The 21,648-nt window shown below is 53.2% G+C and carries 17 protein-coding genes and 2 tRNA genes; 6 read left to right on the plus strand and 13 right to left on the minus strand.

The window, feature by feature from the left end; translation table 11 throughout:
• Nucleotides 1-28: 28 nt before the first annotated feature.
• Complete coding sequence (locus tag KTH_RS16820; RefSeq protein WP_497620105.1) at nt 29-2,530, minus strand: CHAP domain-containing protein; 2,502 nt, start codon at nt 2,528-2,530, stop codon at nt 29-31.
• A 251-nt stretch (nt 2,531-2,781) separates the two neighbouring features.
• Between KTH_RS16820 and KTH_RS16825 the strand changes: the two genes are divergently transcribed.
• From KTH_RS16825 to KTH_RS16835, 3 genes are all read left to right on the plus strand, one after another.
• Nucleotides 2,782-2,858: transfer RNA gene (locus KTH_RS16825), tRNA-Val, on the plus strand.
• Between the two features lie 34 nt (nt 2,859-2,892).
• Nucleotides 2,893-2,966 (plus strand) — tRNA-Val (locus KTH_RS16830).
• Nucleotides 2,967-3,181: 215 nt separating this feature from the next.
• Nucleotides 3,182-4,903: a hypothetical protein gene (locus KTH_RS16835; RefSeq protein ID WP_497620108.1), complete on the plus strand. Its 1,722-nt coding sequence runs from the start codon at nt 3,182-3,184 to the stop codon at nt 4,901-4,903.
• A gap of 39 nt (nt 4,904-4,942) precedes the next feature.
• Here KTH_RS16835 and ispG read toward each other — a convergent pair whose 3' ends face one another.
• From ispG to rpsB, 9 genes are all read right to left on the minus strand, one after another.
• Complete coding sequence (gene ispG, locus KTH_RS16840; RefSeq protein WP_497620109.1) at nt 4,943-6,181, minus strand: flavodoxin-dependent (E)-4-hydroxy-3-methylbut-2-enyl-diphosphate synthase; 1,239 nt, start codon at nt 6,179-6,181, stop codon at nt 4,943-4,945.
• A gap of 17 nt (nt 6,182-6,198) precedes the next feature.
• Nucleotides 6,199-7,392 (minus strand): M50 family metallopeptidase, encoded by a 1,194-nt coding sequence (locus tag KTH_RS16845; protein ID WP_497620111.1) that lies wholly within the window; start codon nt 7,390-7,392, stop codon nt 6,199-6,201.
• A gap of 71 nt (nt 7,393-7,463) precedes the next feature.
• On the minus strand, nt 7,464-8,642 hold the full coding sequence (locus tag KTH_RS16850) for a 1-deoxy-D-xylulose-5-phosphate reductoisomerase (RefSeq protein WP_497620113.1): 1,179 nt from the start codon (nt 8,640-8,642) through the stop codon (nt 7,464-7,466).
• A 176-nt stretch (nt 8,643-8,818) separates the two neighbouring features.
• A complete protein-coding gene (locus KTH_RS16855; RefSeq protein WP_170142282.1) occupies nt 8,819-9,697 on the minus strand; it encodes a phosphatidate cytidylyltransferase in 879 nt (292 codons plus the stop codon).
• Between the two features lie 155 nt (nt 9,698-9,852).
• Nucleotides 9,853-10,629 carry a polyprenyl diphosphate synthase gene (gene uppS / locus KTH_RS16860; protein ID WP_170142364.1) on the minus strand — a complete coding sequence of 259 codons (777 nt, stop codon included), beginning with the start codon at nt 10,627-10,629 and terminating at the stop codon, nt 9,853-9,855.
• 11 nt (nt 10,630-10,640) lie between these two features.
• Nucleotides 10,641-11,198 carry a ribosome recycling factor gene (gene frr / locus KTH_RS16865; RefSeq protein WP_111318207.1) on the minus strand — a complete coding sequence of 186 codons (558 nt, stop codon included), beginning with the start codon at nt 11,196-11,198 and terminating at the stop codon, nt 10,641-10,643.
• 74 nt (nt 11,199-11,272) lie between these two features.
• The gene (gene pyrH, locus KTH_RS16870; protein ID WP_111318209.1) at nt 11,273-12,007 is read right to left on the minus strand and encodes a UMP kinase; all 735 of its coding nucleotides are present in this window, start codon (nt 12,005-12,007) and stop codon (nt 11,273-11,275) included.
• A gap of 14 nt (nt 12,008-12,021) precedes the next feature.
• Nucleotides 12,022-12,618, minus strand: a complete 597-nt coding sequence (gene tsf / locus KTH_RS16875; RefSeq protein ID WP_497620116.1) for an elongation factor Ts — start codon at nt 12,616-12,618, stop codon at nt 12,022-12,024.
• Nucleotides 12,619-12,915: 297 nt separating this feature from the next.
• The gene (gene rpsB / locus KTH_RS16880; RefSeq protein WP_111318213.1) at nt 12,916-13,752 is read right to left on the minus strand and encodes a 30S ribosomal protein S2; all 837 of its coding nucleotides are present in this window, start codon (nt 13,750-13,752) and stop codon (nt 12,916-12,918) included.
• 673 nt (nt 13,753-14,425) lie between these two features.
• Between rpsB and KTH_RS16885 the strand changes: the two genes are divergently transcribed.
• Complete coding sequence (locus KTH_RS16885) at nt 14,426-15,166, plus strand: response regulator (protein ID WP_111318215.1); 741 nt, start codon at nt 14,426-14,428, stop codon at nt 15,164-15,166.
• A gap of 74 nt (nt 15,167-15,240) precedes the next feature.
• Here KTH_RS16885 and dxs read toward each other — a convergent pair whose 3' ends face one another.
• Nucleotides 15,241-17,184: a 1-deoxy-D-xylulose-5-phosphate synthase gene (gene dxs / locus KTH_RS16890; RefSeq protein WP_246046303.1), complete on the minus strand. Its 1,944-nt coding sequence runs from the start codon at nt 17,182-17,184 to the stop codon at nt 15,241-15,243.
• Between the two features lie 390 nt (nt 17,185-17,574).
• Here dxs and KTH_RS16895 point away from each other — a divergent pair, with 390 nt between their 5' ends.
• Entirely contained in the window at nt 17,575-17,910 is a 336-nt protein-coding gene (locus KTH_RS16895; protein WP_497620119.1) for a hypothetical protein, read from the plus strand.
• Between the two features lie 212 nt (nt 17,911-18,122).
• The gene (locus KTH_RS16900) at nt 18,123-18,563 is read left to right on the plus strand and encodes a hypothetical protein (RefSeq protein WP_497620121.1); all 441 of its coding nucleotides are present in this window, start codon (nt 18,123-18,125) and stop codon (nt 18,561-18,563) included.
• A gap of 195 nt (nt 18,564-18,758) precedes the next feature.
• Here KTH_RS16900 and KTH_RS16905 read toward each other — a convergent pair whose 3' ends face one another.
• Both KTH_RS16905 and gatB read right to left on the minus strand, forming a co-directional pair.
• A complete protein-coding gene (locus tag KTH_RS16905) occupies nt 18,759-20,027 on the minus strand; it encodes a Glu/Leu/Phe/Val family dehydrogenase (RefSeq protein ID WP_497620123.1) in 1,269 nt (422 codons plus the stop codon).
• An 18-nt stretch (nt 20,028-20,045) separates the two neighbouring features.
• The gene (gatB, locus tag KTH_RS16910) at nt 20,046-21,545 is read right to left on the minus strand and encodes an Asp-tRNA(Asn)/Glu-tRNA(Gln) amidotransferase subunit GatB (protein ID WP_497620124.1); all 1,500 of its coding nucleotides are present in this window, start codon (nt 21,543-21,545) and stop codon (nt 20,046-20,048) included.
• Nucleotides 21,546-21,648: the final 103 nt, after the last annotated feature.

The raw sequence follows: 21,648 nt of genomic DNA on the forward strand, positions 1-21,648 counted from the left end.
GATGCCTTTCCAGAGCTCTTACGGTTCTCTAGTAGAGTTCCTCATCTTTGATCGAGGTCTGGATGGTTGAGATCAAGTCAAAGGTTGTTGTATCCTTCGTTTCAATGTACTGCTCCGAGGCAATACCATGCCGCTCAAAGGCTCGCACGCGGTTGTCAAACACTTTGACCTTGCGGCCAAAAGAGAAGACATAGTACTGCATCTTGCCCGTTTCCCGGTTCAACACGAGAATCGCGTCCTGCTGCAAGCACTCTTTCTCGGTTTGTTTGGTACAGTGCGAGCGATCAACAAACGCCCCGATCAAAATCTGATAGCGTTCATCCCAGCTCTTCGTGACATACATCTGCTTCACCTGAAGCGAAGCATCGAACGTCATAAAGGTGCTGCGCCCCTCCTGCGGATCATAGAGCATGACGCCAAGAGCGGGTGTACCGAAATGACCAACATAGAGCACAAGATGCGAGTCCCAGTCAGTAAAAGTCTTTGTTTTCTCAAGCGTCAGTTTGGGATTAAAGCCCAGTATGCGCGCGTGCCCGTTCTCGGGATCATAGAGCAGCAATTGCGCACGCCCGGTATTGAGGAAGTCGCCACTGTAAACCATCCAGTTGCCTTTGATATCCTTGACGTTCTTGGCATAGCGTAACCCCAGTTGATCGTTAAAGCCGATCATGCGCCCCTTGCCAGAAATACGATCATACAGGAAGACGCCGTCCTGCTCGTGACTCAAGAAGCGTCCTGTATAGACCTCCCAACTGGAATGCCAGAGCGTATACACCTGTCGGTGCTGCACCTTCAGATCCTTATCGAAGTCGAGCAGTATCACGTTTGGTTGTCTTCCCTGCTTCTCCCATTCCTGAAGCTTGCTTCCGCTCAGCTCACCCTCGGTCGTTGCATTGGTGGGCTGTAGAGGCAAAGTCGCATTGAGGGCAGAGAGAGCCACAGGCGAACCCTGTATGCTCGATAGGGTTGGTGATACCGTCGGCGTGGGTATCGCAGGCACCATTGGATCTAACGGAACAGTGATCGATGGCGTCTCCTTCAGGCCGGGTACCGTCGTTGGTGTCGGCGTAACGGTAGCAGTTGGCTTTACCGAGGGCGTAGGTGATGGCTTCGCCGTTGGTGTTGGAGATGGTTTCACAGTCGGTGACGGAGCTGGTTTCGTCGTTGGTGTTGGCGAAGGAGCCTGCGTCGGCGAAGGAGTTGGCGTCTGGGTTGGCGTCACCGAAGGCGTAGCCGTTGGCTGTTTGGTTGGTGATGGCGTCGGCGAAGGGATCTTCGTTGGCGAAGCTGTAGGTGTCTGGGTTGGCGTCACTGAGGGCGTGGGCTGCGGCTTCTGCGTCTCCGTCGGGCCGGGCTGATACGCCGAAGGATTCGCCAGACGATGATACATGAAGAGGGCACTCCGTTTCCCGTCGAATTTCCCGGCATACACTTCCCAGCCCGGGCCCTCACCATTAAGCACCGCATGCTGCTTGATTTTCAGCTCGCGCGTAAGAGCCAGGAGATGTATTTTTCCGGTATTGCGTTCATACAGCAGAATATCGGTTGTCCCTGAACCGTCAAAGTCTCCGAGATGCACATCCAGCATCGGGCCCCATTTTCCAGCAGGCGTGATTGAATCGCCCAGCTCCACCACCTTCAACCTATCTTTCTTCTCTTTCGCAAGATGCAGGACCTTGAGCGTTCCCTGTTTGCGATTATACAACAAGAGATCGCTGGTCCCCGTCCCGGTAAAATCAGCATTATATTCCTGATCGGACGAGGCAGGAGAAAGGCCAAGCGCGACCTTGTTCTGCATATTTTTTGATGTGTCTGCCTGCTGTGCCTGCATCAATTGCTGATTGGCTTGTGCAATCGACTCGGCGGGATTGCCATTGATGCCGGGCAGATGCGCAAAAAGCGTCAGGTCGATCTCACGCGGGAAATAAATAAAGCGCAGGCGGCCATTCTGATACTGTGGTTGATTGATATAAGCAGCGTTATACCGCCTTCCGACATACATAGGCGTTGGATCACCATAATTTTGATAGGTGACATCGAAGGTCTGCCCATCGGGATAGACGTTCGTCACAAAGGCTACATGCCCGGGGAGACCATACGCCCATACACCATCGGCACGCGGAAAAACGGCAATAGCGCCAACACGAGGCGTCGTCCCCATTGGCAGTCCGCTCCGCTGCGCATCGACCACCCAATCAGCCGCATTTCCCCAGTTTCGCGGGAGATCGTAACCGAGTAAATGCCACTGCTCCCAGGCCCACCAGACACAATTTCCACCGACAGGATAGGGACCGGGGCAAATAGGAAATGGGTTCCCGCTCGGAGAAAACCCGACACGGCTGCAATTCTCATCTCCCGTCTTCATGGTATGAGAGTCAATACGTATCGGCGAAGCCTGCACAGGCAGGACCGGTAACAGCGAGGCAAGCAGCAACAACACTACCCCGGAAATATGAAGCGCCGATATTCGATGTCCTACAGTTGCTTTTCTACACCATGCTACCAGTTTACAAGCTACGACGAGCAGCATAAAACCAGCCTTCCTTAGCCGAATTGAGAATGAGCGCCAGACAGACTTCAGTTCAGAATTCCGTTACTAACAATGTCATTTGCGCAACCATTGTAAAAATGCGAACGCAACAAATAGTACATTTTTCAATTATAGCATTCTCTCCCGATATTCCCAAATCAGTAGGAGGAAGTTGCGGCATTCGTCCCGGAGAAACCTGTACAAAATCTATTGACAACCGAATCTACCCATGCTATCATAATACCCACCGAGGGCGATTAGCTCAGTTGGTTAGAGCGCCACGTTGACATCGTGGAGGTCACAGATTCGAGTTCTGTATCGCCCACCAGACAGTGATGAACTGTCCCGAACAAGCTATACCCGGGCGGTTAGCTCAGTTGGTTAGAGCGCCACGTTGACATCGTGGAGGTCACAGATTCGAGTTCTGTACCGCCCACCCAGGCCTGACAGTTTCAATGTCAGGTTTTTTCTTTTTTGGCTGCGAGCATTCTTCCTTCTTTTACAGCTCTCACCTATTTCTAATCTTCACAGTAGAACTCTTCCCTTTTGCCGCCCGTATTTCATTACAGATAGGTACTTCAGAATTGAGAAAAATTTTCCTCTTTTACCTGTGATATGTCTATACAGCAGAGGTGAGATGCAATGGGAACAATGACCCGACCAGAAAATACATCTATTCAAGATCCGGCGATAAAGCGTCTCAGCCGCGAGCGTATCTTCCCCATTTTTTACTTGTTTTTTGCTCTGTGCTACATCGCACTGACCATCTCTATCATGGTTACATTTCAAACCCGTAGTGTTACTTTTGCACTGCTGGGTCTGCTCCTGCTGGCAGGAAGCATCAGCAGTTGTGTCATGCAAATCAGCAAGGAACGCTTCTGGAAGCGCATCGCACAACGGCGGGCCCTCGCGCTACATGACGCGCAATCCTTTATTGCTGCCAGTCAGCCGTGGCCTATTGAATCAGCACAACTTCCCCTGACCATCCGCGTCAAGACGAACTTCAAACTGCTTCTGTATGGTGCATTGATTCTGCTTGCAGTAGTCACTATATTCGTTGTCCTTCTGTCATTGAACACGCTTAAATTGGAAAGTATCCTTATAGTCCTATCCAGCATACTGCTCCCATGTGCTCTCCTTATCATTCTCTTTCCGCTGATCTATGGACGGATCTACTTTCAGAGCATCGAGGTCACAGAAGAGGGAGTCACTACCCATTACCTGGGAGAAACACAGCATATCCGTTGGGAAGATGCACGCCTCTTTGCTCGCTACGACGCCATCAATACCCAGGGCCGCAACCCGATCTTTCAGACGTATGAGCTGACAGATGACCAGACCGTTGTGCGTTGGAACAATGTTGCAAACAACCTGCCACTTATGAGAATCGAGAGCAATCAGGGGCAACAAGAAGCGCATAAACTGTTTCGCCTGGTCACGGGCATTGTAAAAGCGCGAACACAGCTACCACTGCTCGATTTCAATGATAAACAGCCGCTCCGGGATCCTTCCCCGCTGATCGGCATCAATGATCCTCAGGAAGTCACCTTCTCAAGCCTCTCAAAGGCACTCTGGTCATTCGTGTTTCTGGGCATAATGGGCCTCTTTTTCCTGGCAACAGGCATATACCAGTTCAGCTTTACCAGGCCATCTGAAACCTTCTCTCTGACCTTGATTCTGATAGGAGCATTCTTGCTGCTGTGCTCACTTCTCCTGCTCATTGTTATCCCCAGAGCCCGACACTACTATCAGCGCCTCCGCAGGGCGCGCGCACGAGCATTTGAGCAGCAAGAACAGTTCGCGGCAGAAGAGCAACCAATTGCGGTTCAGGAACTCCCTCAACCAGAGACGATTGTGCAGCGAACCAGCTTCCGAGCAACACTCGTCTCAATGCTTATTACAGCCCTTGTCCTCTGGTTGCCGCTCTCGTTTATTCTTTACCCCAAAAAACCGCTCATAGGGGCCGCTTTCAGTGTGCTGTTTCTGGGAATCTTTCTGAGCATCACCACGTGGCTCATAAAGCGCAAGCAGGTCGTCCAGGATATTGAGGTTAGCGAGCAGGGAATCAGGGTCCATTTTCAAGCAAAAACCAACGAACTGCGCTGGAACGAGGCCCGGCTGTTCTCTGTCTATCGTTCTCCGGCTCTCTCGTTCTCGCGGAAGAAAAGGCTGTATTATGAACTGGCAAGCAAGGAGACAGTCGTACGCTGGCAAAAGACCTTCAGCCACTTCTGGGCGCCAGACTTAGACCCAAAGATGAGCCTTGACGACTATCACCGCTGGCAGGATCAACTCAATGGCTTTATTGTCGCTCGCACGAAGCTTCCGCTGGTCGATCTTGATAAGGCTATCATCAAACAGGCAAAAAAGTGAGCCTCTCTTGTAATCCGAGAGGCTCTTTTTTCGTTTGCTTCAGTTTCTGGCAGCAAGCGGGAGGTTCATTCCCTCATCGCGCGTGCGGTGGGTATACGTAATATCCTGAATGCCACCCTCTGGATAGACCAGCCTGGCCTCGTGCTCGGGCAGCAGAGATGCCACCTCTTTAAGCACTGCGTCAAGGAACTGATCCTCGGGCACTGTGCGAACGACCTTCCCCTTGCGGAAAATGACACCCTTTCCTTTTCCGCCCGCCAGACCCACATCTGCATCACGCGACTCACCCGGGCCGTTCACCACGCAGCCCATAACCGCGACATGAATCGGAGTCGAAACCTTCGAGAGGCGCTTTTCAACCTCATTTGCCACACCGATCACATCAATCTCAACACGGCCACAGGACGGGCACGACACAAAAGTAACGCCACGGTTCCGCAGCTCCAGCGCCTTCAAGATCTCATAGGCAACCGGGATCTCTTCCTCGGGCTCGGCGCTCAGGCTAACGCGCAATGTATCACCAATCCCATCAGCAAGCAGCATCGTCATACCGACCGCAGACTTCACCGCGCCTGTCACCAGAGTTCCCGCCTCGGTAATACCAAGATGCAACGGATAGTCAGAGCGCTCCGCAAAACGCCGATACGCCTCGACAGCGGTCAACACCGTGGAGGACTTCAGCGAAACGATCACATTATGGAAGTCCAGTTCCTCGCACCAGCCAATATATTCAAGTGCCTTGTTGACCATTCGCTCGGCGAGACGCTCACGCTCAATGCGACGGGCCTCGGCAGGATCAGTCTTTTCAAGCGTGCCATCGGCGCGGAGACGAACCTGAATACGCTGCATCTGTGCCTGTTTGTCCAGCGCATCAATAGAACCGGAGTTCACACCGATACGCATAGCAATATCGCGCTCCTTCGCCGCACGCACGATTCGTTCAAAAGAGGTGCGTCCCTCAAGCAGGTTGCCCGGGTTAATGCGAACCTTATCAACGCCCTGGCGAATGGCTTCCATTGCCAGCTCAGGGTTATAGTGAATATCGGCAACCAGAGGAATGCGGATCTGCTTCTTGATCTCGCCCAGGACAACGGCATCTTCCATCTCAGGAACGGCGACACGCACAATTTCGCAGCCGACGTCTTGCAGGCGATGAATCTGCTCCACCGTTGACTTGACATCACGAGTATACGTCGTTGTCATCGACTGCACCGCAACAGGAGCATCGCCACCAACCAGAACATTACCGATACGAATTTGACGGGTCTTTCTTCGCATGATTGTTATAACTCCATTTAATGGCTCAAGCGGAGGATATCACTGACGGTAACCACAGCCATAAGAGCCAGTAAAATTGCCATTCCAATAAGATTAATCAACATTTCGCGTTCTGGCTTCAGACGTTTACCACCTCGCACAATCTCGATCAGGACCAGCAGCACACGACCGCCATCCAGAGCCGGGAAAGGCAAGATGTTCACGATAGCCAGATTCAAGCTTAACATAGCAGTAAGATTCAGGATATACCACCAGCCGACCACGGGCACCGTTTCGGCCACCTGTCCGGTAAAATGTACGATCCCGACAGGGCCCATCAAATCGGGCTTAATCGCGCCAATCACCATCTTGCCAAGCGTGGAGATAAAGAGGCCGGTCGTATTGAATGTCGCCACAAATCCTTTTATCGGCGCTTCCCAGAGGGGCACCGTTGCATAGGCCGTTTTTGCCACAACACCAAGCCGCCCCTGGTTCTCTGGTGGATTCACCCGCGCCTGAATCGTGATAGATATCGGCTGAGGTGAGCCCGGACGCTCAATCTGAAGTTGAACAGGAAGCGTCTCTTTCCCCTTTGCTGCCGCGGCGGCTTTATCCACGATATCCTTCAGCTCTGCATAGGTCGTGATCTTCTGCCCATTGACGCTCAACACCTTGTCTTCAGGATGCACTCCCGCTGCCTCCGCAGGAGAACCCGCCGCCACCTGGCCGATCACTGCGGGAGATTGCGTCGTGGGTAGAGGCTCACCCTGTCCATAGGCAATGGTAAAGAGTACCAGCGCGAGCAGGACATTCATCAACACGCCCGCCACAAGCACCACAATACGCTTAAAAGCCGGTTTTGCCGCAAAACTATTGGCATCGTAATTTCCCTGCTCATCGTACATCGAGCCATCTTCACCGAGCATACGTACAAATCCACCGATAGGCAGCAAATTTAAAGAGTAGAGCGTATGATGGTGAGCAGCCGCCGATTGCTCCCCCGATGCAAGAGGAGAAGTTTCCTCCGATTCTGCATAGCGCAAAGCTCCGAACCAGACGATTTTCCAGCGTCCCCGGGCATTGCGGCGGAACCCGATCAACCGGGGAGGAAAGCCCAGTCCAAATTCTTCGACGCGGATGCCCGCCCACCTGGCAGCGAGAAAATGCCCCAGTTCATGAACCAGCACCAGAACGCATAAAACCGGAATCGCAGCTAGCAAGTACCAATTCATTCACAAATCCTTCTTCAATCGTGTCTTGCAATGCTCCCTCAAAGAGCTCCTGTTCACCGCCGCCTGCTTGCTTACACAAGCTTTTGAGTGCAGAGATCGAGAGCCGTCTTTCGAGCCCAATCACAGACCTCAAGGGTAGTTGCCACATCGGGCTGTGCGATAGGATCATGCCGCTCCAACACCTGCTCAATTACACGTGCGATCCCCGGAAAATCTATCCGGCCCTCCAGAAAGAGCGCGACAGCCTCTTCATCCGCGCCGACCAGGGCTGCGGGATAGGAACCACCACGGCGCCCGGCCTCGACAGCGAGGCGGAAGCACGGGAAACGTTCAAGTGCCAGTTCCTCAAAATGAAGTTGGGCCACCTGCGGCCAACTCAGCTCGCGGATCAAGCCTTTGTCGGCGGTATTCGGTCGCAGCGGATACGAGAGCGCATGGAGAATGGGGAGATGCATCGTAGGTAAACTGGCCTGCATCTTGATCGAGCCATCCTGAAACTCGACCATCGAATGAACAATGCTTTCGGGCTGAATCACCACCTCGATCTGTTCATATGGTATATCAAAGAGCCAGTGAGCTTCAATTACTTCCAGAGCTTTATTCATCAGCGTTGCGCTATCAATGGTGATCTTCTGTCCCATCCGCCAGGTCGGGTGTGCAAGCGCCTGCTCGACCGTCACCGCCTGAATCTCCTCAAGTGAGGCCGTGCGGAATGGACCGCCAGAGGCAGTCAGAATCAATTTCCGAATGTCCTCGGTCCGTTCACCATGCAGACACTGCCAGAGCGCGCTATGCTCACTATCAACAGGGACAATGGAGACATTGTTCTGCCGCGCGGCCTCCATCACAATATGACCGGCCATCACCAGCGTTTCTTTATTCGCCAGCGCGATCGACTTGCCAGCATTAATAGCCGCCAGCGTCGGGCGCAGCCCCATCAGGCCAGAGGTTGCCGTGACCAGCACATCGGCCTCTGCCAGCGTTGCTACCGCCAGCAACCCCTGCTCACCCAGAACGACGCCTGGCAAGAGCTCACGTGCCTGCCGTTCTACCTCGGGCGTATCGGCCAGGCAAGCAACCAGCGAAGGGCGAAACTCCTGTACCTGCTCGGCAAGCAACTGCACATTACTGCGGGCTGCCAGAGCGACGACCTCAAAGAGATCAGGGAAACTGCGCACAATATCAAGCGTCTGCCGACCAATTGAACCTGTACTACCCAGTAAAGCAATACGTTTTGGAAATTGAACCATAAAATCAACCTGCGATCTTTACACACAAATTTTCTTCCGGCTTGCCCTCAAAAGCGCAGCAACTAACGAGACTCTCTCACTCAGATTATAGTGTATAAATTGAACCCTCTGCAGCCACAAAGGACGGCTGCTCTTCACGAGCGCTCTCTTTCCGGCATCCTGTCACAGGTACAGCGCTAGAGTCTGACAACCGAAGCAAACAGGTATACCACGATCACCGCAAACAGCAAGCTGTCCGTCCGATCCAGGAGCCCCCCATGACCGGGCATAATCTGCCCACTATCTTTGACATGCGTTTGACGCTTGATCAAGGACTCAGCCAGATCACCCACTGTTGCCGCCACGCCGATCAGCAGCCCGAGCAGGACCGCCAGATACCAGGGAAGCCCAAGCGGGCCAACGGTACACAGGAGCGCGGCCAGCACTGAGAAGATCAGGCCACCGGCAACCCCTTCCCAGGTCTTTGCCGGACTGATCCGGGGAGCCATCTTATGTCTTCCAAAGAGGCGACCCGCAAAGAAAGCAGCAGAATCAAAACCCCAGACGCCAAGTAACAGCGCCAGCGTCCACCAGATGCCAGAGGGAAGCGAGAGCTGAAGGCCATTCCCCAGATGCACCTGAGGGATCTCATTTCCTCGCAGCAAAATAAAATAGCTCGAAGGCCAACCAAGATAGAGAGCGATAGCCAGTGTCAGCGCCCAATCAACCATAGCCCCTTCTAACCGTTCACGGAAGAAGAGCCAGAGAAAAGAGAGCACCAGCACCCCACCCAGACCGAGTTCGAGAAGAAATAAACGGTGCGAGGGAAACATAGCCGCAAGAAGGAAGAGGAGGCCCAGGGCCAGACTCACCCAGATCAAGGGGCGATAGCCAGCATGATGAAGCATATTGTAGAGCTCAAAAGAGCCAACCAGAACCACGAGAGCGGACGCAGCAAAGACAGCCCACCCTCCAAACCAGCCGCAGAGCAACACAACAGGCATAAGAACAAATGCGGTCAGCAACCGCTGACCAAGAGCTGCCTTTTTTTTGTTGTTCTCCGGGGAAGTAGGCATCTCAGCGCTACCCGAATCCTTATTTCTACTAGCCCTGCGCAAACAAAGGCCCTTTCCCTTAAACTGACAAAGACAGATCCAAAAAGAGAACGCACATACGGAAGTAGGACGGCACATGGCACCGCCCTACAACAATTGTACTCTCTGTTCTCTATCTACTGAGAGGCAGAAGGAACACGCCCGAACTTGCGCTTACGCTGATAGTAGCTCTCGATCGCTTTCCGCAGATCCTCTTCGCTAAAATCCGGCCAGAGGGTGGGTGTTGAATAATACTCGCTATAGGCGCATTGCCAGAGCAAGAAGTTACTGACCCGCATCTCTCCGGCAGTACGGATTAATAGATCAGGGTCTGGCAGATTGCTTGTATAGAGATGAGAAGCAATCAGCTCTTCAGTGATGGCATCGGGCTGATAGCCTTTGGCGATAATCTGGCGCACAGCATCGACCAGTTCAGCCCGACCTCCATAGTTAAAGCACACATTCAGGCAGATACGCGTATTGTCTTTGGTAAGTTCCTCAGAATCGCGTACCGCTTTTTGTAACTCAGGAGAAAGATCATACAGACGACCAAGATGGCGCAAGCGCACACCTTCGCGATGCAACTTCTCAACATCAGAGCGAATCGTCTCCCAGAGGAGGCGCATCAAACCATCCACCTCAGCGCGGGGACGCTCCCAGTTCTCCGTTGAGAAGGCATAGACACTGAGCATCTCAACATTCAGATCAGCCGCGCATGCGAGCACACGGCGTAGAGCACTCACGCCCGCCTTATGTCCGGCCAGACGTGGTAGATGCCGCTGAGTTGCCCACCGACCATTACCATCCATAATAATCGCGATATGGCGGCAAGGATGAGCGTGCTCAGGGGCGACAGACTGTGGCTGCGTCGAAACCTTCTCTTTCCTCTTATTTGAGGACAAGAGATTGTACATCCTGGTCAAAGTTAGACCTCCAATATCTCCTGTTCCTTCGTCTTCCCGACCTTATCCATCTCAGCGATGTAGCGGTCGGTGAGCTTCTGTAGCTTGTCCGTGCTACGTTTCAGCTCGTCCTCGGAAACTTCCTTTTTCTTCTCTCGATCACGAAGCTTTTCCTGGACATCCCGCCGAACATTGCGAATCGCCACTTTATGCTCATCGAGCTTCTTATGCAGCGTCTTGACCATCTCTTTGCGGCGTTCCTCACTCATAGGAGGAATGTTCAGGCGAATCACCTGACCATCATTCGTCGGGTTAATCCCCAGGTCCGACTTCTGAATAGCCTTTTCAATATCAGGGATCATCTTCTTATCCCAGGGCTGAATCACCAGCAGGCGCGCCTCAGGGACAGTGATAGTTGCGACCTGATTGACAGGCGTCGGGGTGCCATAGTAATCAACGGTAATGCGTTCAACGAGGGCTGAACTTGCACGGCCAGTGCGGATTGAACCAAGATCATGCTTGAGAGCCTCAATGGCTTTCTTCATGCGTCTTTCCGCATCCTCAAATAAGTCAGCAGTCATAAAGTATTACCCCTTTTTCAATGGATGCTGTTTTTCACCCCGGAGTAGACAAGCGCCACAGGAGCATGACCCGTCTACACGGGTTCCTCTACATCACTAGTGACGAGTGTACCACACTTTTCGCCACGAATAATGGCTTCAAGCGCACCGGGCTGGTGCAAATTGAAGACAATAATCGGAAGACGATTATCTTTACAGAGAGAAAGCGCGGTACTATCCATGACCTTCAACCCCATAGTGAGCGCCTGCATATAGGAAAGCTCATCGAACTTACGAGCGCTCCTATTGCGCATGGGATCATCATCATAGACGCCATCTACTTTGGTAGCTTTCAGCAATACCTGCGCATTGAGTTCCACAGCTCGCAGGGCAGCGGCAGTATCCGTCGTAAAGAAAGGATTTCCACTTCCTGCCGCCAGGATCACCACTCGGCCCCGTTCGAGATGCCGCACCGCCCGACGGCGAATAAACGGCTCAGCAACGGGAGGCATTTCGATAGCGGTCTGAACTCTGGTGACCATGTCAAGCTTCTCCATCGCGTCCTGCATCACCAGCGAGTTCATCACCGTCGCCAGCATCCCGACATAGTCGGCGGTGGCTCGATCAATTCCGGTAGCAGCAGCGTCAGCGCCACGCCACATGTTACCGCCACCGACAACTATCGCTATTTCTACTCCCAGGCTGTGAATGCGCTTGACTTCACTCGCGATGCGGCGAACGGTTTCGGCATCAATACCGAAACCCTTCGGGCCAAGCGCCTCACCGCTCAACTTCAGGAGTATACGCTGATACTTGAGATCGGATGCCATAAAGAGTCCTCGCCTTACTCGCCCAGTTTGAAGCGGCTGAAGCGGCGCACCACGATATTTTCGCCAGTGTCAGCGATAGCCTTGCGCACCAGATCGCCAATGGTCACGGCCTCATCCTTGACCCAGGGCTGAAGCATCAGTACCTCGGTCGCGAGCGCCTTATTCAGCTTACCGGTGACAACAGTCTCGCGCTTTGCCTCGGGGACGCGCTCCATCGAGGGATCTTGCAGGATCTCCTGCTTCTTCGCCTCGATCACCTCCGCGGGGACATCATCCACTGTGATATATTTGGGCGCTACACCTGCGATTTGCAGAGTCAGCTCATTTGCCAGATTGCGGAAGGTCTCGCTGCGTGCAACGAAGTCGGTGCTACAATTGAGTTCCAGCAGAACGCCGACGCTATTGTTGTGATGGACATATGCGAAAACGCCACCCTCGCTGGTCTCGCGGCCAGCTCCGGTCACTTTCTCTGCCTTGCGGCTGCTGCGGGCCTCAAGATACTTGACAGCCTCTTCCCAGCTCTTCGACTCGGTCAAAGCGGTCTTACAATCGGCAAAGGTTGCACCGGTCTCTTCACGCAACTTCTTCACATCCGCTGCCGTGTAGTTCATTGTTTTCACTCCTCGAAATCTTGATGTATCATACTCAGGCTGCGCTTCAGTCGCAATGCCTGCTGTTCATTGTTTTTGGGCTCTGAGTGCTTGACAAAATCGGATTCGGCTTTTGACGCCCAAAGCGACCCTTTTTTGTGGGGTAGACAGGCATCCGTCTCACCTGAAATGGCTAGTCTTTTCCAGGCCGCATGGAGCCGATCTGCAAGCAGAAAGAAATCTTTTTATACAGGAAAAAACGGGCGGCAGGAGGCATCAGCCCCTGACCCCCCGCTTGACGGTTTCTGTGAAAAAATGCTATTCCTTCGTCACCAACTCAGGCTGTGTGGAATCGCTCTTCTTCTCTTCGCTGGCTTCAGCCGTGGCGGCTGGCGCTTCTTCAGCCTTCACCTCGGGCTTCTCCTCGCTGGCGGCTGGTGCCTCAGCGATCTCCGCGCCCTCGGTCTCGTCCTTCATCATCGCTTCACGCTGGCGACGGCCCTCAACGGCGGCATCCGCAATCTTCGAGCAGAGCAGGCGCACGGCGCGAATCGCGTCATCGTTTGCCGGGATTGGATAATCCATCTCGTCGGGATCACAGTTGGTGTCAGCAAGCGCAATGATGGGGATCTCAAGGCGGCGTGCTTCCAGCACAGCGGTGCGCTCTTTACGCGTATCAATAATAAAGAGGGCGCTGGGGAGCGACTTCATATCTTTAATGCCGCCAAGCACACGCTCAAGGCGCTCGATATCTTCCTGCAACTTCAGGGCTTCCTTCTTGGGCAGGCGCTCAAACTCGCCGTTATCGCGGCGGCGCTCAAGGTCGCGCAGATAGCGGATACGAGCCTGAATGGTCTGGAAGTTGGTCAGCATACCGCCGAGCCAGCGATGATTAACGTAGTACATGCCACAGCGCTTGGCCTCTTCCGCAACAGCTTCCTGTGCCTGCTTCTTGGTGCCGACGAACAGGATAGTGCCACCATCAGCAACAAGCTGCTCAACGAACTTGTACGCCTCGTTCAGGCGGCCGACGGTCTGCTGCAAGTCAATGATATGGATCCCGTTGCGGTCCATGAAAATGAACTGCTGCATCTTCGGGTTCCAACGGCGGGTCTGGTGACCAAAATGGACACCGGCCTCAAGGAGCTGTTTCATCGAAATGATGTTAGCCAAAAACGGACCTCCCTTGTTCCTCCGCTCTCCAGATGTCAAATATCAAGGCCCCAGGTATGCCTGCTTCCACATAGCGCGGTATAAACGGACCCCAGGGGGTGACGGCTTGGAGAGCGTGTGTACTTGATTATGTTTTTTGTACTGATAAACTGAAGCGGAAAAAAAGTTTTCCCGCCGATTGTGAAGTATAGCACAGAGGGTTTGCATACGCAAGAAAAAAACTACTACCAGACGTCAAAGAAGACAGTAGAAAAGGGGACTAGCCTCATTGGTTCTATGTACTCCCCAAAAAGGACAAAGTAAGGTATACTGAAAGTTGAACGGAAAAAGGTGTAGTGGGTGGAGGAAGATCGTGCGGGGGAGGACACGTATTTCCCGGATACGCTTGGTAGCTTATGAGTTTACCGTCAATACTTCATGGCATTGTATCCGGCGAGCTCCAAGTCCGATCCCGACTCCTGCTCCTTTTCTGATACCGTTCAGGCGGAGGCTTTCGTTGCAAAAGCTTCACCTGATCCCGGTACAGGCGTCACAATCGTACTTTTCTAAAACACCGTTTGTTTCTTGAAGAGGTGCGTATAGTGTACTGTGTATTACGCATTTCTCACATCCACAAATTCAGGGGTAGTCGAAGTAGAAAGGGTTTGAACTCACTATGGTAAACATTATCATTGCAGATGACCACTCGTTAATGCGTCGCGCCGTGCGCGAAGTTCTTGAGAAAGAAGGAGGTTTTAGCGTCGTCGCGGAGGCTTCTACCGGCCAGGAAGCAGCAGAAAAGGCAGAGGAACTCAAGCCCGATGTTGTCCTGATGGATATGGATATGCCCGATTGTGACGGCTTTGAGGCGACCAGCCTGGTTCTGGATAAATCGCCACATTCGCGTGTGGTGATCTTTACCGCCGTCCATGAGGATCAATACGTTTTCCGCGCCTTGCAGAAAGGCGCAATGGGCTACATTACCAAAGATATCGACTCCGAGGGACTGCTTCACGCCATTCAGTGCGCGGCCCGCAATGAGCTCTGTATTCCCGGTCCTCTGGCTTCACAGGTACTGGCACAGCTACGCCGCATGCATGAGCCCTTTTATCCCTCGCGCCTCGCTGCCAGTGCAACCGCCTATCGCACTCGCCGCTCCGCACGTACCAGCGTGGATAACGAGAATGATGCCACCTCGCTGACAAGCGCGCCAACACCATCTGCACGCCCATTGACCGGCAGAGAACAGGAGATTCTTGACCTGATGCGTAAAGGACGGAAAAACCGTGAGATTGCCGGAGAACTCTGCATCGCAGAATCAACGGTACATAAACACGTGCAAAATATTTTCGAGAAGTTGCATGCTCGCAACCGAACCGAAGCCATCTACTTTACCAGTCAGGGTCTTCAACTGTAACGCCTCTCCGGGCACACAGGAAGCCATGCCGAACCTGAGTCGGGCTATGGCTTCCCTGTGATCTCCTGACATCTTCAGTCGGTGGAGACCGGATCACAAGGCTGCACTTTTAGCAGCTCGCGGATGACTTCTTTCAGGTGGGCAGAAGAGAGGCCATACAGTTCTTTCAGGATTGTTGGTGCACCGTGCTCAACATAGGTATCGGGCAGCGCAATACAGCGCGTCTCTACTTCGTGCAGCATGCCCTGCTGCTCCAACAATTCAAGGACGGCGCTGCCAAAGCCACCCGCCAGCACGTGATCTTCGATCGTGACCAGATGCCGCGTGCCACGCGCAAGGCGGAGAATCATATCCTGATCCAGCGGTTTCGCCCAGCGCGCATTAACAACCGCGACCTGTATGCCCTCTTCAGCCAGCTCCCGGGCGGCAATCTCGGCCTGTTGCACCATTGAGCCATAGGCAAGGATCGCACAGGAGCGCTGTTCTGCCTCATCCAACGTGGCTGGGCTCAACAGCTCAGCTTTGCCCACTTCCAGCATCTTGAGATCGTCGGTCAGGGGCACACCAAGCGCCTTCCCGCGGGGATAACGCAAACAGACCGGCCCATCCATCTGGATCGCTGTATAGAGCATATGGCGCAGCTCCTCTTCATCCTTTGGAGCCATGACCTTCATATTCGGCAGCATGCGCATAAAGCCGATATCGAAGACGCCATGCTGTGTCTGTCCATCCTCACCGACAATGCCCGCACGGTCCATCGCGAAAACAACATGCAGGTTCTGGACACAGATATCATGCATGACCTGATCGAAGGCACGCTGCATAAAGGTCGAGTAAATGGCTACCACCGGTGTGAGCCCCTCACAGGCCATACCACCGGCAAAGGTCACAGCGTGTTGCTCGGCAATACCAACGTCAAAGTAGCGCTGCGGATAGTATTCGCGCATCTTCTTCAAGCCGGTTCCCTCTGCCATTGCGGCCGTAATCCCCACAACATTCTGCTGTTGACCTGCAATCGCGACCAGAGTATTGGCAAAGACCTCAGTATAGGTGGGCGGATCGTTCGGATTCTTTTTAATCTCGCCAGTCTTGTAATCGTAGGCGCCGGGACCATGCCATTTCGTCGAATCGTTCTCGGCGATGTGCCAGCCCTTTCCCTTACGCGTCACCACCTGAACCATAACCGGCCCCTCAATATGTTTCACATTCTCAAATACATCGATCATTAAAGGAATATCATGCCCATCGAATGGGCCAAAGAACTTGATCCCGAGCTCTTCAAAAACCGCGCCACTCTTACTCGGCAACACAATTTGTTTCAGGCTGTTCTCAGCCCTGCCAGCGGCCTCACGCGCCTTATCACCGATAACCGGCAGCAGCTCAATAGACTCTTTCGCGACATTGCGCAAGCGTTGATAGCTTGGAGAAGTGCGCAGGCGGCGCAACTGCCCGAGGTAGTGATGAAGTGCGCCAACATTGTCGGAAATAGATTTGTCGTTATCGTTGAGGACAATCAGGAGATTCTTTTTCAAGCTACCAGCATTATTCAGTGCTTCCAGGGCCATACCACCGGTCAGTGCTCCATCGCCGATAATCGCCACAACCTTGAAATCTTTGCCCTGCAAGTCACGAGCGGCAGCAATCCCGAGCGCCGCGGAAATGGAGGTACTCGCATGGCTGGCGCCAAATACATCGTAGGGGCTCTCATCGCGGCGCAGATAGCCGGAAAGCCCGCCAAACTGCCGAATAGTGTGGAAACGATCACGCCGCCCGGTCAGCAACTTATGCACATACGCCTGATGCCCGATATCCCAGACAAGCTGGTCCTCAGGTGTATTGAACACATAGTGCAGAGCCATAGTGAGTTCAACGACGCCCAGATTCGGAGCCAGATGTCCACCCCTCACAGAAACCTTTTCAATAATTTCCTGACGAATCTCTTTCGCCAATTGCTCCATCTGTGGAACACTGAGTTCACGTAATTGTGCGGGACTATCAATCCTATCAAGTATTCTCAAAAGATTGCCTCCAGATAGTATCTTTCGTGTCGCAGCACGAGGGAGACAAAGGGACGGGCATCACCAGGGGTTGTCTTCCTCATGGTTCTTTCATTCGTACAAATAAGGACACTTTCACGGGAAAAAGATGTTATTTCTATTACAGCTTTCTCGTATTATAAAAGTGATCGATCCGACAAGCAAACACCCCGGCCCAAAAAATTGATACACTTAGGGTCTTGACAAGCGTCGAAAAAGCCTGAGAGGCTCGGGGAAAGGACCGACTGTAGACCTTGACAGGCGGTAGGTTTCTTTTTATTATGGCACGGGATATCTATTGAAACGCACAATAGATATTTCATAATAGCTTATCACGAGGCATCCCAGAACGTTTCAGGCGACGGATTGCGATTGTCAACGATCAGCGCACAAAACCAATGGCGTCAGGAACTCCACGCCTTTGGGCGGCAGCTTGTGAAGAGCAAGCGCACACCTGACCGGTCTCAGCCAGCACCTGAAAAGGTGATCGGGCTCCGTCAGGGACGAATATCCGGGTACATCAGGGTCCCATCAGCTCTGGTTCATGTTGAAAGCGGGCGATGGGTGCGCAGTGTACAGGGAAAACCGTCTCCTGACCTTGACGAGGCTGCCATTACTCGCGCAAGCGGAGTTGTGAGGAGAAGGGCGGTATTGCCTCTTCCCTCTCCCCGGCGTCAGGCCGTGGGTCTCTACAAGCGATGGAATTGATAATAATGCAAAGCCGTTGAAAAAAGAGGGCTTAACCTGAGAACCACTTTCCTGCCCCTCTTTCGTAGGGGCAGAGTTCCTTCATGGCGCGGAAGATCTTCTTCCCGCATCATGCAAGGAGGGCGGGTCTCCATGCAGCTCATATAATGAAAGGAGGCGCGGTTCTTTCCCGTATCTATGCATACATCATTTATCGGGGAACCGCATAGCTCATGAACAAAAAAGACACTGAGAAAGATTCAGAGAGACCACATTACTACTCTCAGTTCTGGCTCGATGTTGCAGCCGGTCGCAGAGAAATTGGGCAGAAGGACCAGGAAGAAACAGAGGGCGAGGAGGCTGAGGAGGCCGAAACGCCGTCCAGACGCAGGGGCGCACGCGAACAGAGCACCGAGAGCGAGGATATTGTTCACCCCGTTGTTGAGGATGAGCAAGAGGAAGCGCCTCCCGAGAACGAAGCAGTCTCCGATAGCGATATCCCTGACGTCGATTTTGGCGCAGGCGAGGACGAAGGCGAGGGGACCGAGCTTGAAGAGGGTGAGGACTTCTACGACGAGGATGATCTGGAATGGGGCGAACGCGAGCGCAAGAAGAAAAGCACCCGCGCCGCCAAGCCAGTCAAAAAACCTCGCCGCGAGCGCAAAACGTTCTAGCGTCGCAGCTTCACCCTGTTGCGTCTAGCTCGTCGCACCTATAGAACGCTCAGCCTTTCGGCTCTGACAACTCACGAGCAATGGCGCCAGCTCAGAGCCGACCGCGGATGAAAAAATACATAGCAAAGGGACAGACACACAAAAAACGGGCAACCCGGTGCAAGGGTTGCCCTCTTTTTTCTGCTCTGGTGCAACTTATGGATAAATGCCACGAATCTTTGTGGCCTCGGCGACACGCGAAATGGCAAGCATACTGGCAGCGAGCCTGAAATCACAATGGTAGCGCTCTGCCTGTCGGGCGACCGCATCAAACGCCCGGTTCATAATCATCTCAAGCTTGTGAGTGATTTCCTCAACCCCCCAGAAGAAGCTTTGAATATCCTGAACCCATTCAAAGTAGCTGACCGTTACCCCGCCAGCATTTGCTAGAATATCGGGAATAACCGTGGTCCCCTTCTGGTACAGAATCGCATCGGCTTCGGGCGTCGTAGGACCATTGGCAGCTTCAACAATAAGCCGCGCCTGCACACGATCAGCATTGTGAGCCGTGATGCTTCCCTCGGTTGCAGCCGGAATCAGGACATCACAGGGAACCTCCAGCAATTCCTGCTCACTGATTGGCTGCGCCTGCGGAAAACCAACAACGGTGCTATGTTCCTGTTTGTAGCGAACGACTGCCGCGGGATCAAGGCCGCTCTCGTTATAGATGCCGCCCTGACTGTCGCATACCGCCACAACTTTACAGCCCTCATGATGGAAGAGTCGAGCAGCAATACTACCAGCATTACCAAACCCCTGAATACACACACGCGCACCCTGCAACGGCATACCAATATATCTGGCAGCGCGGCGGGTCACAAAGAGAACGCCGGTCGCCGTTGCCTCGTTCCGCCCCTCACTCCCGCCGATGGAAAGCGGCTTCCCTGTCACCACAGCAGGGATTGAGAAGCCCTCATGCATCGAATAGGTATCCATAATCCAGGCCATCACCTGGGGATTGGTGTTCACATCAGGAGCAGGGATATCGCTATGAGGGCCAATAATAATCGATATTTCCGTTGCATAGCGGCGCGTCAAGCGTTCCAGCTCCGCAGGCGTCATCTCCTTCGGATTGCAGATAACGCCACCTTTGGCACCACCATAGGGAATACCGACAACCGCGCATTTCCAGGTCATCCACATCGCGAGGGCCTTCACCTCATCCAGTGTCACTTCTGGACTATAGCGAATACCGCCCTTCGCCGGCCCCCGGTTCACATTATGCTGTACCCGATAGCCCGTAAATGTTTTGATTCGCCCGTTATCCAGACGAACGGGAAAGTTCACACAGAGCTCACGTTTGGGCTTGCGTAAAATCTCCCGCATATCTTCCGAAAGAGAGAGTTTATCGGCGGCCAACTCAAATTGTTGGACCGCCATCTCATAAGGATTAAAAGCGCCAGACTTCCTCACATCATCGTGCATTGTCCGCGTCTCCTTTTTTTATTGGGGATTCTGAGGCTCGCCAAGCTTCTGCTTCAGCAATGACAGGACCATATCGGCGCGAGCCTGCCCACGCGTCAGCTTCATCACCTGTCCCATCAGAGCCTGAATAGCGTTGGTTTTTCCTTTCAGGTAATCTCCAACAATCTTCTGATTTTTGGCAATGACCTCCTGCACATACGGCTCAAGGGCGGCCATATCGGTAATAGGAGGCTTGATGCCCTTCTTCTCAACGATCTTCTCCGGCATCTCGCCTGAAGCAAAGGCCTCGTCAATAATCTCCTTCGCCTGCTTTCCAGTGATCCGCTGCTTGTCAAGGAGATCAATCAGGTTGGCGACTGCCGCAGGAGCGAGCGGGTTTTCCTCTATAGAGACAGCGTTTGCTTTGAGCAGACGGACCACCTCGCTCAGCACCCAGTTACAGGCCAGCTTGGCCCGCGCCTTATAGTCTTTAATCTGAGAGGCAGCAACCACTTTCTCAAAGTAATCTCCTAGAGGCTTATCTTCCGTCATAACATTTATATCCTGCTCACTCAAGCCGTACTGTTCGGCAAAGCGAGCGCGACGGGCGTCAGGCAATTCAGGCAATGAAGAGCGAATCTCTTCCACGCGTGCCGGGCTGATGACCAGAGGAGGCAAATCGGGCTCAGGGAAGTAGCGGTAGTCATTGGCCTGCTCCTTCGTGCGCTGAGCGACCGTCACGCCGCGGCTCTCATCCCAACCGCGCGTCTCCTGAACGATTGTGCCACCCTCTTTTAAAATGGCGATCTGGCGCCTCGCCTCATACTCAAGCGCCCGCTCAACAGCCCGGAAGCTGTTCATATTTTTGACCTCGGTCTTGGTGCCAAGTTTCTGCTCGCCGCGAGGACGCACCGAAATATTGGCGTCGCAGCGCAGGCTTCCCTCTTCCATACGTCCAGATGACACCCCTAAATAAACGAGGATCTCACGTAATTTCTGCATATAGAGCCGCGCTTCGAGCGGGCTGCGCATATCGGGCTCGCTAACAATCTCCATCAGCGGAGTGCCTGCCCGGTTCACATCAATCAGGGTATAGCCACCCAGATGGCTCGACTTGGCGGTATCCTCTTCAAGATGAACGCGGGTAACGCCGATGTTCTTGGACTGGCCATCCAACTGAATGGTGAGATAGCCATTGCGGCTCAAGGGCATATCATACTGAGAGATCTGATAGCCCTTCATCAGATCGGGATACGGATAGCTCTTACGGTCAAACTTGGAATACTCGGGGATAGAACAATTCAGGGCAAGAGCTGTCATGATAGTATATTTGACAGCCTCGTCATTGATTACCGGCAAGACACCCGGCATACCCATACAGATCGGGCAGACATGGGTATTTGGGGCTTCATTGGCATAGCCGGTCGGGCAGGGACAAAACATTTTGCTTTTGGTGAGGAGCTGTGAGTGCACTTCCAGGCCAATCACAACTTCAAAATCGGTATCAATCGGTGTATGTGTCGTAGCAGTTGTTGTCATGCTTGAAAAACCTAACCTTCTCTTAAATCACGACCCAACCAGAAAAAGGAAAAGCTACTCGCAGTTTTGTTGTAAGTCTAGACCTTTCTCCCGCATTCGTCAA

The organism is Thermosporothrix sp. COM3 (assembly GCF_059696735.1).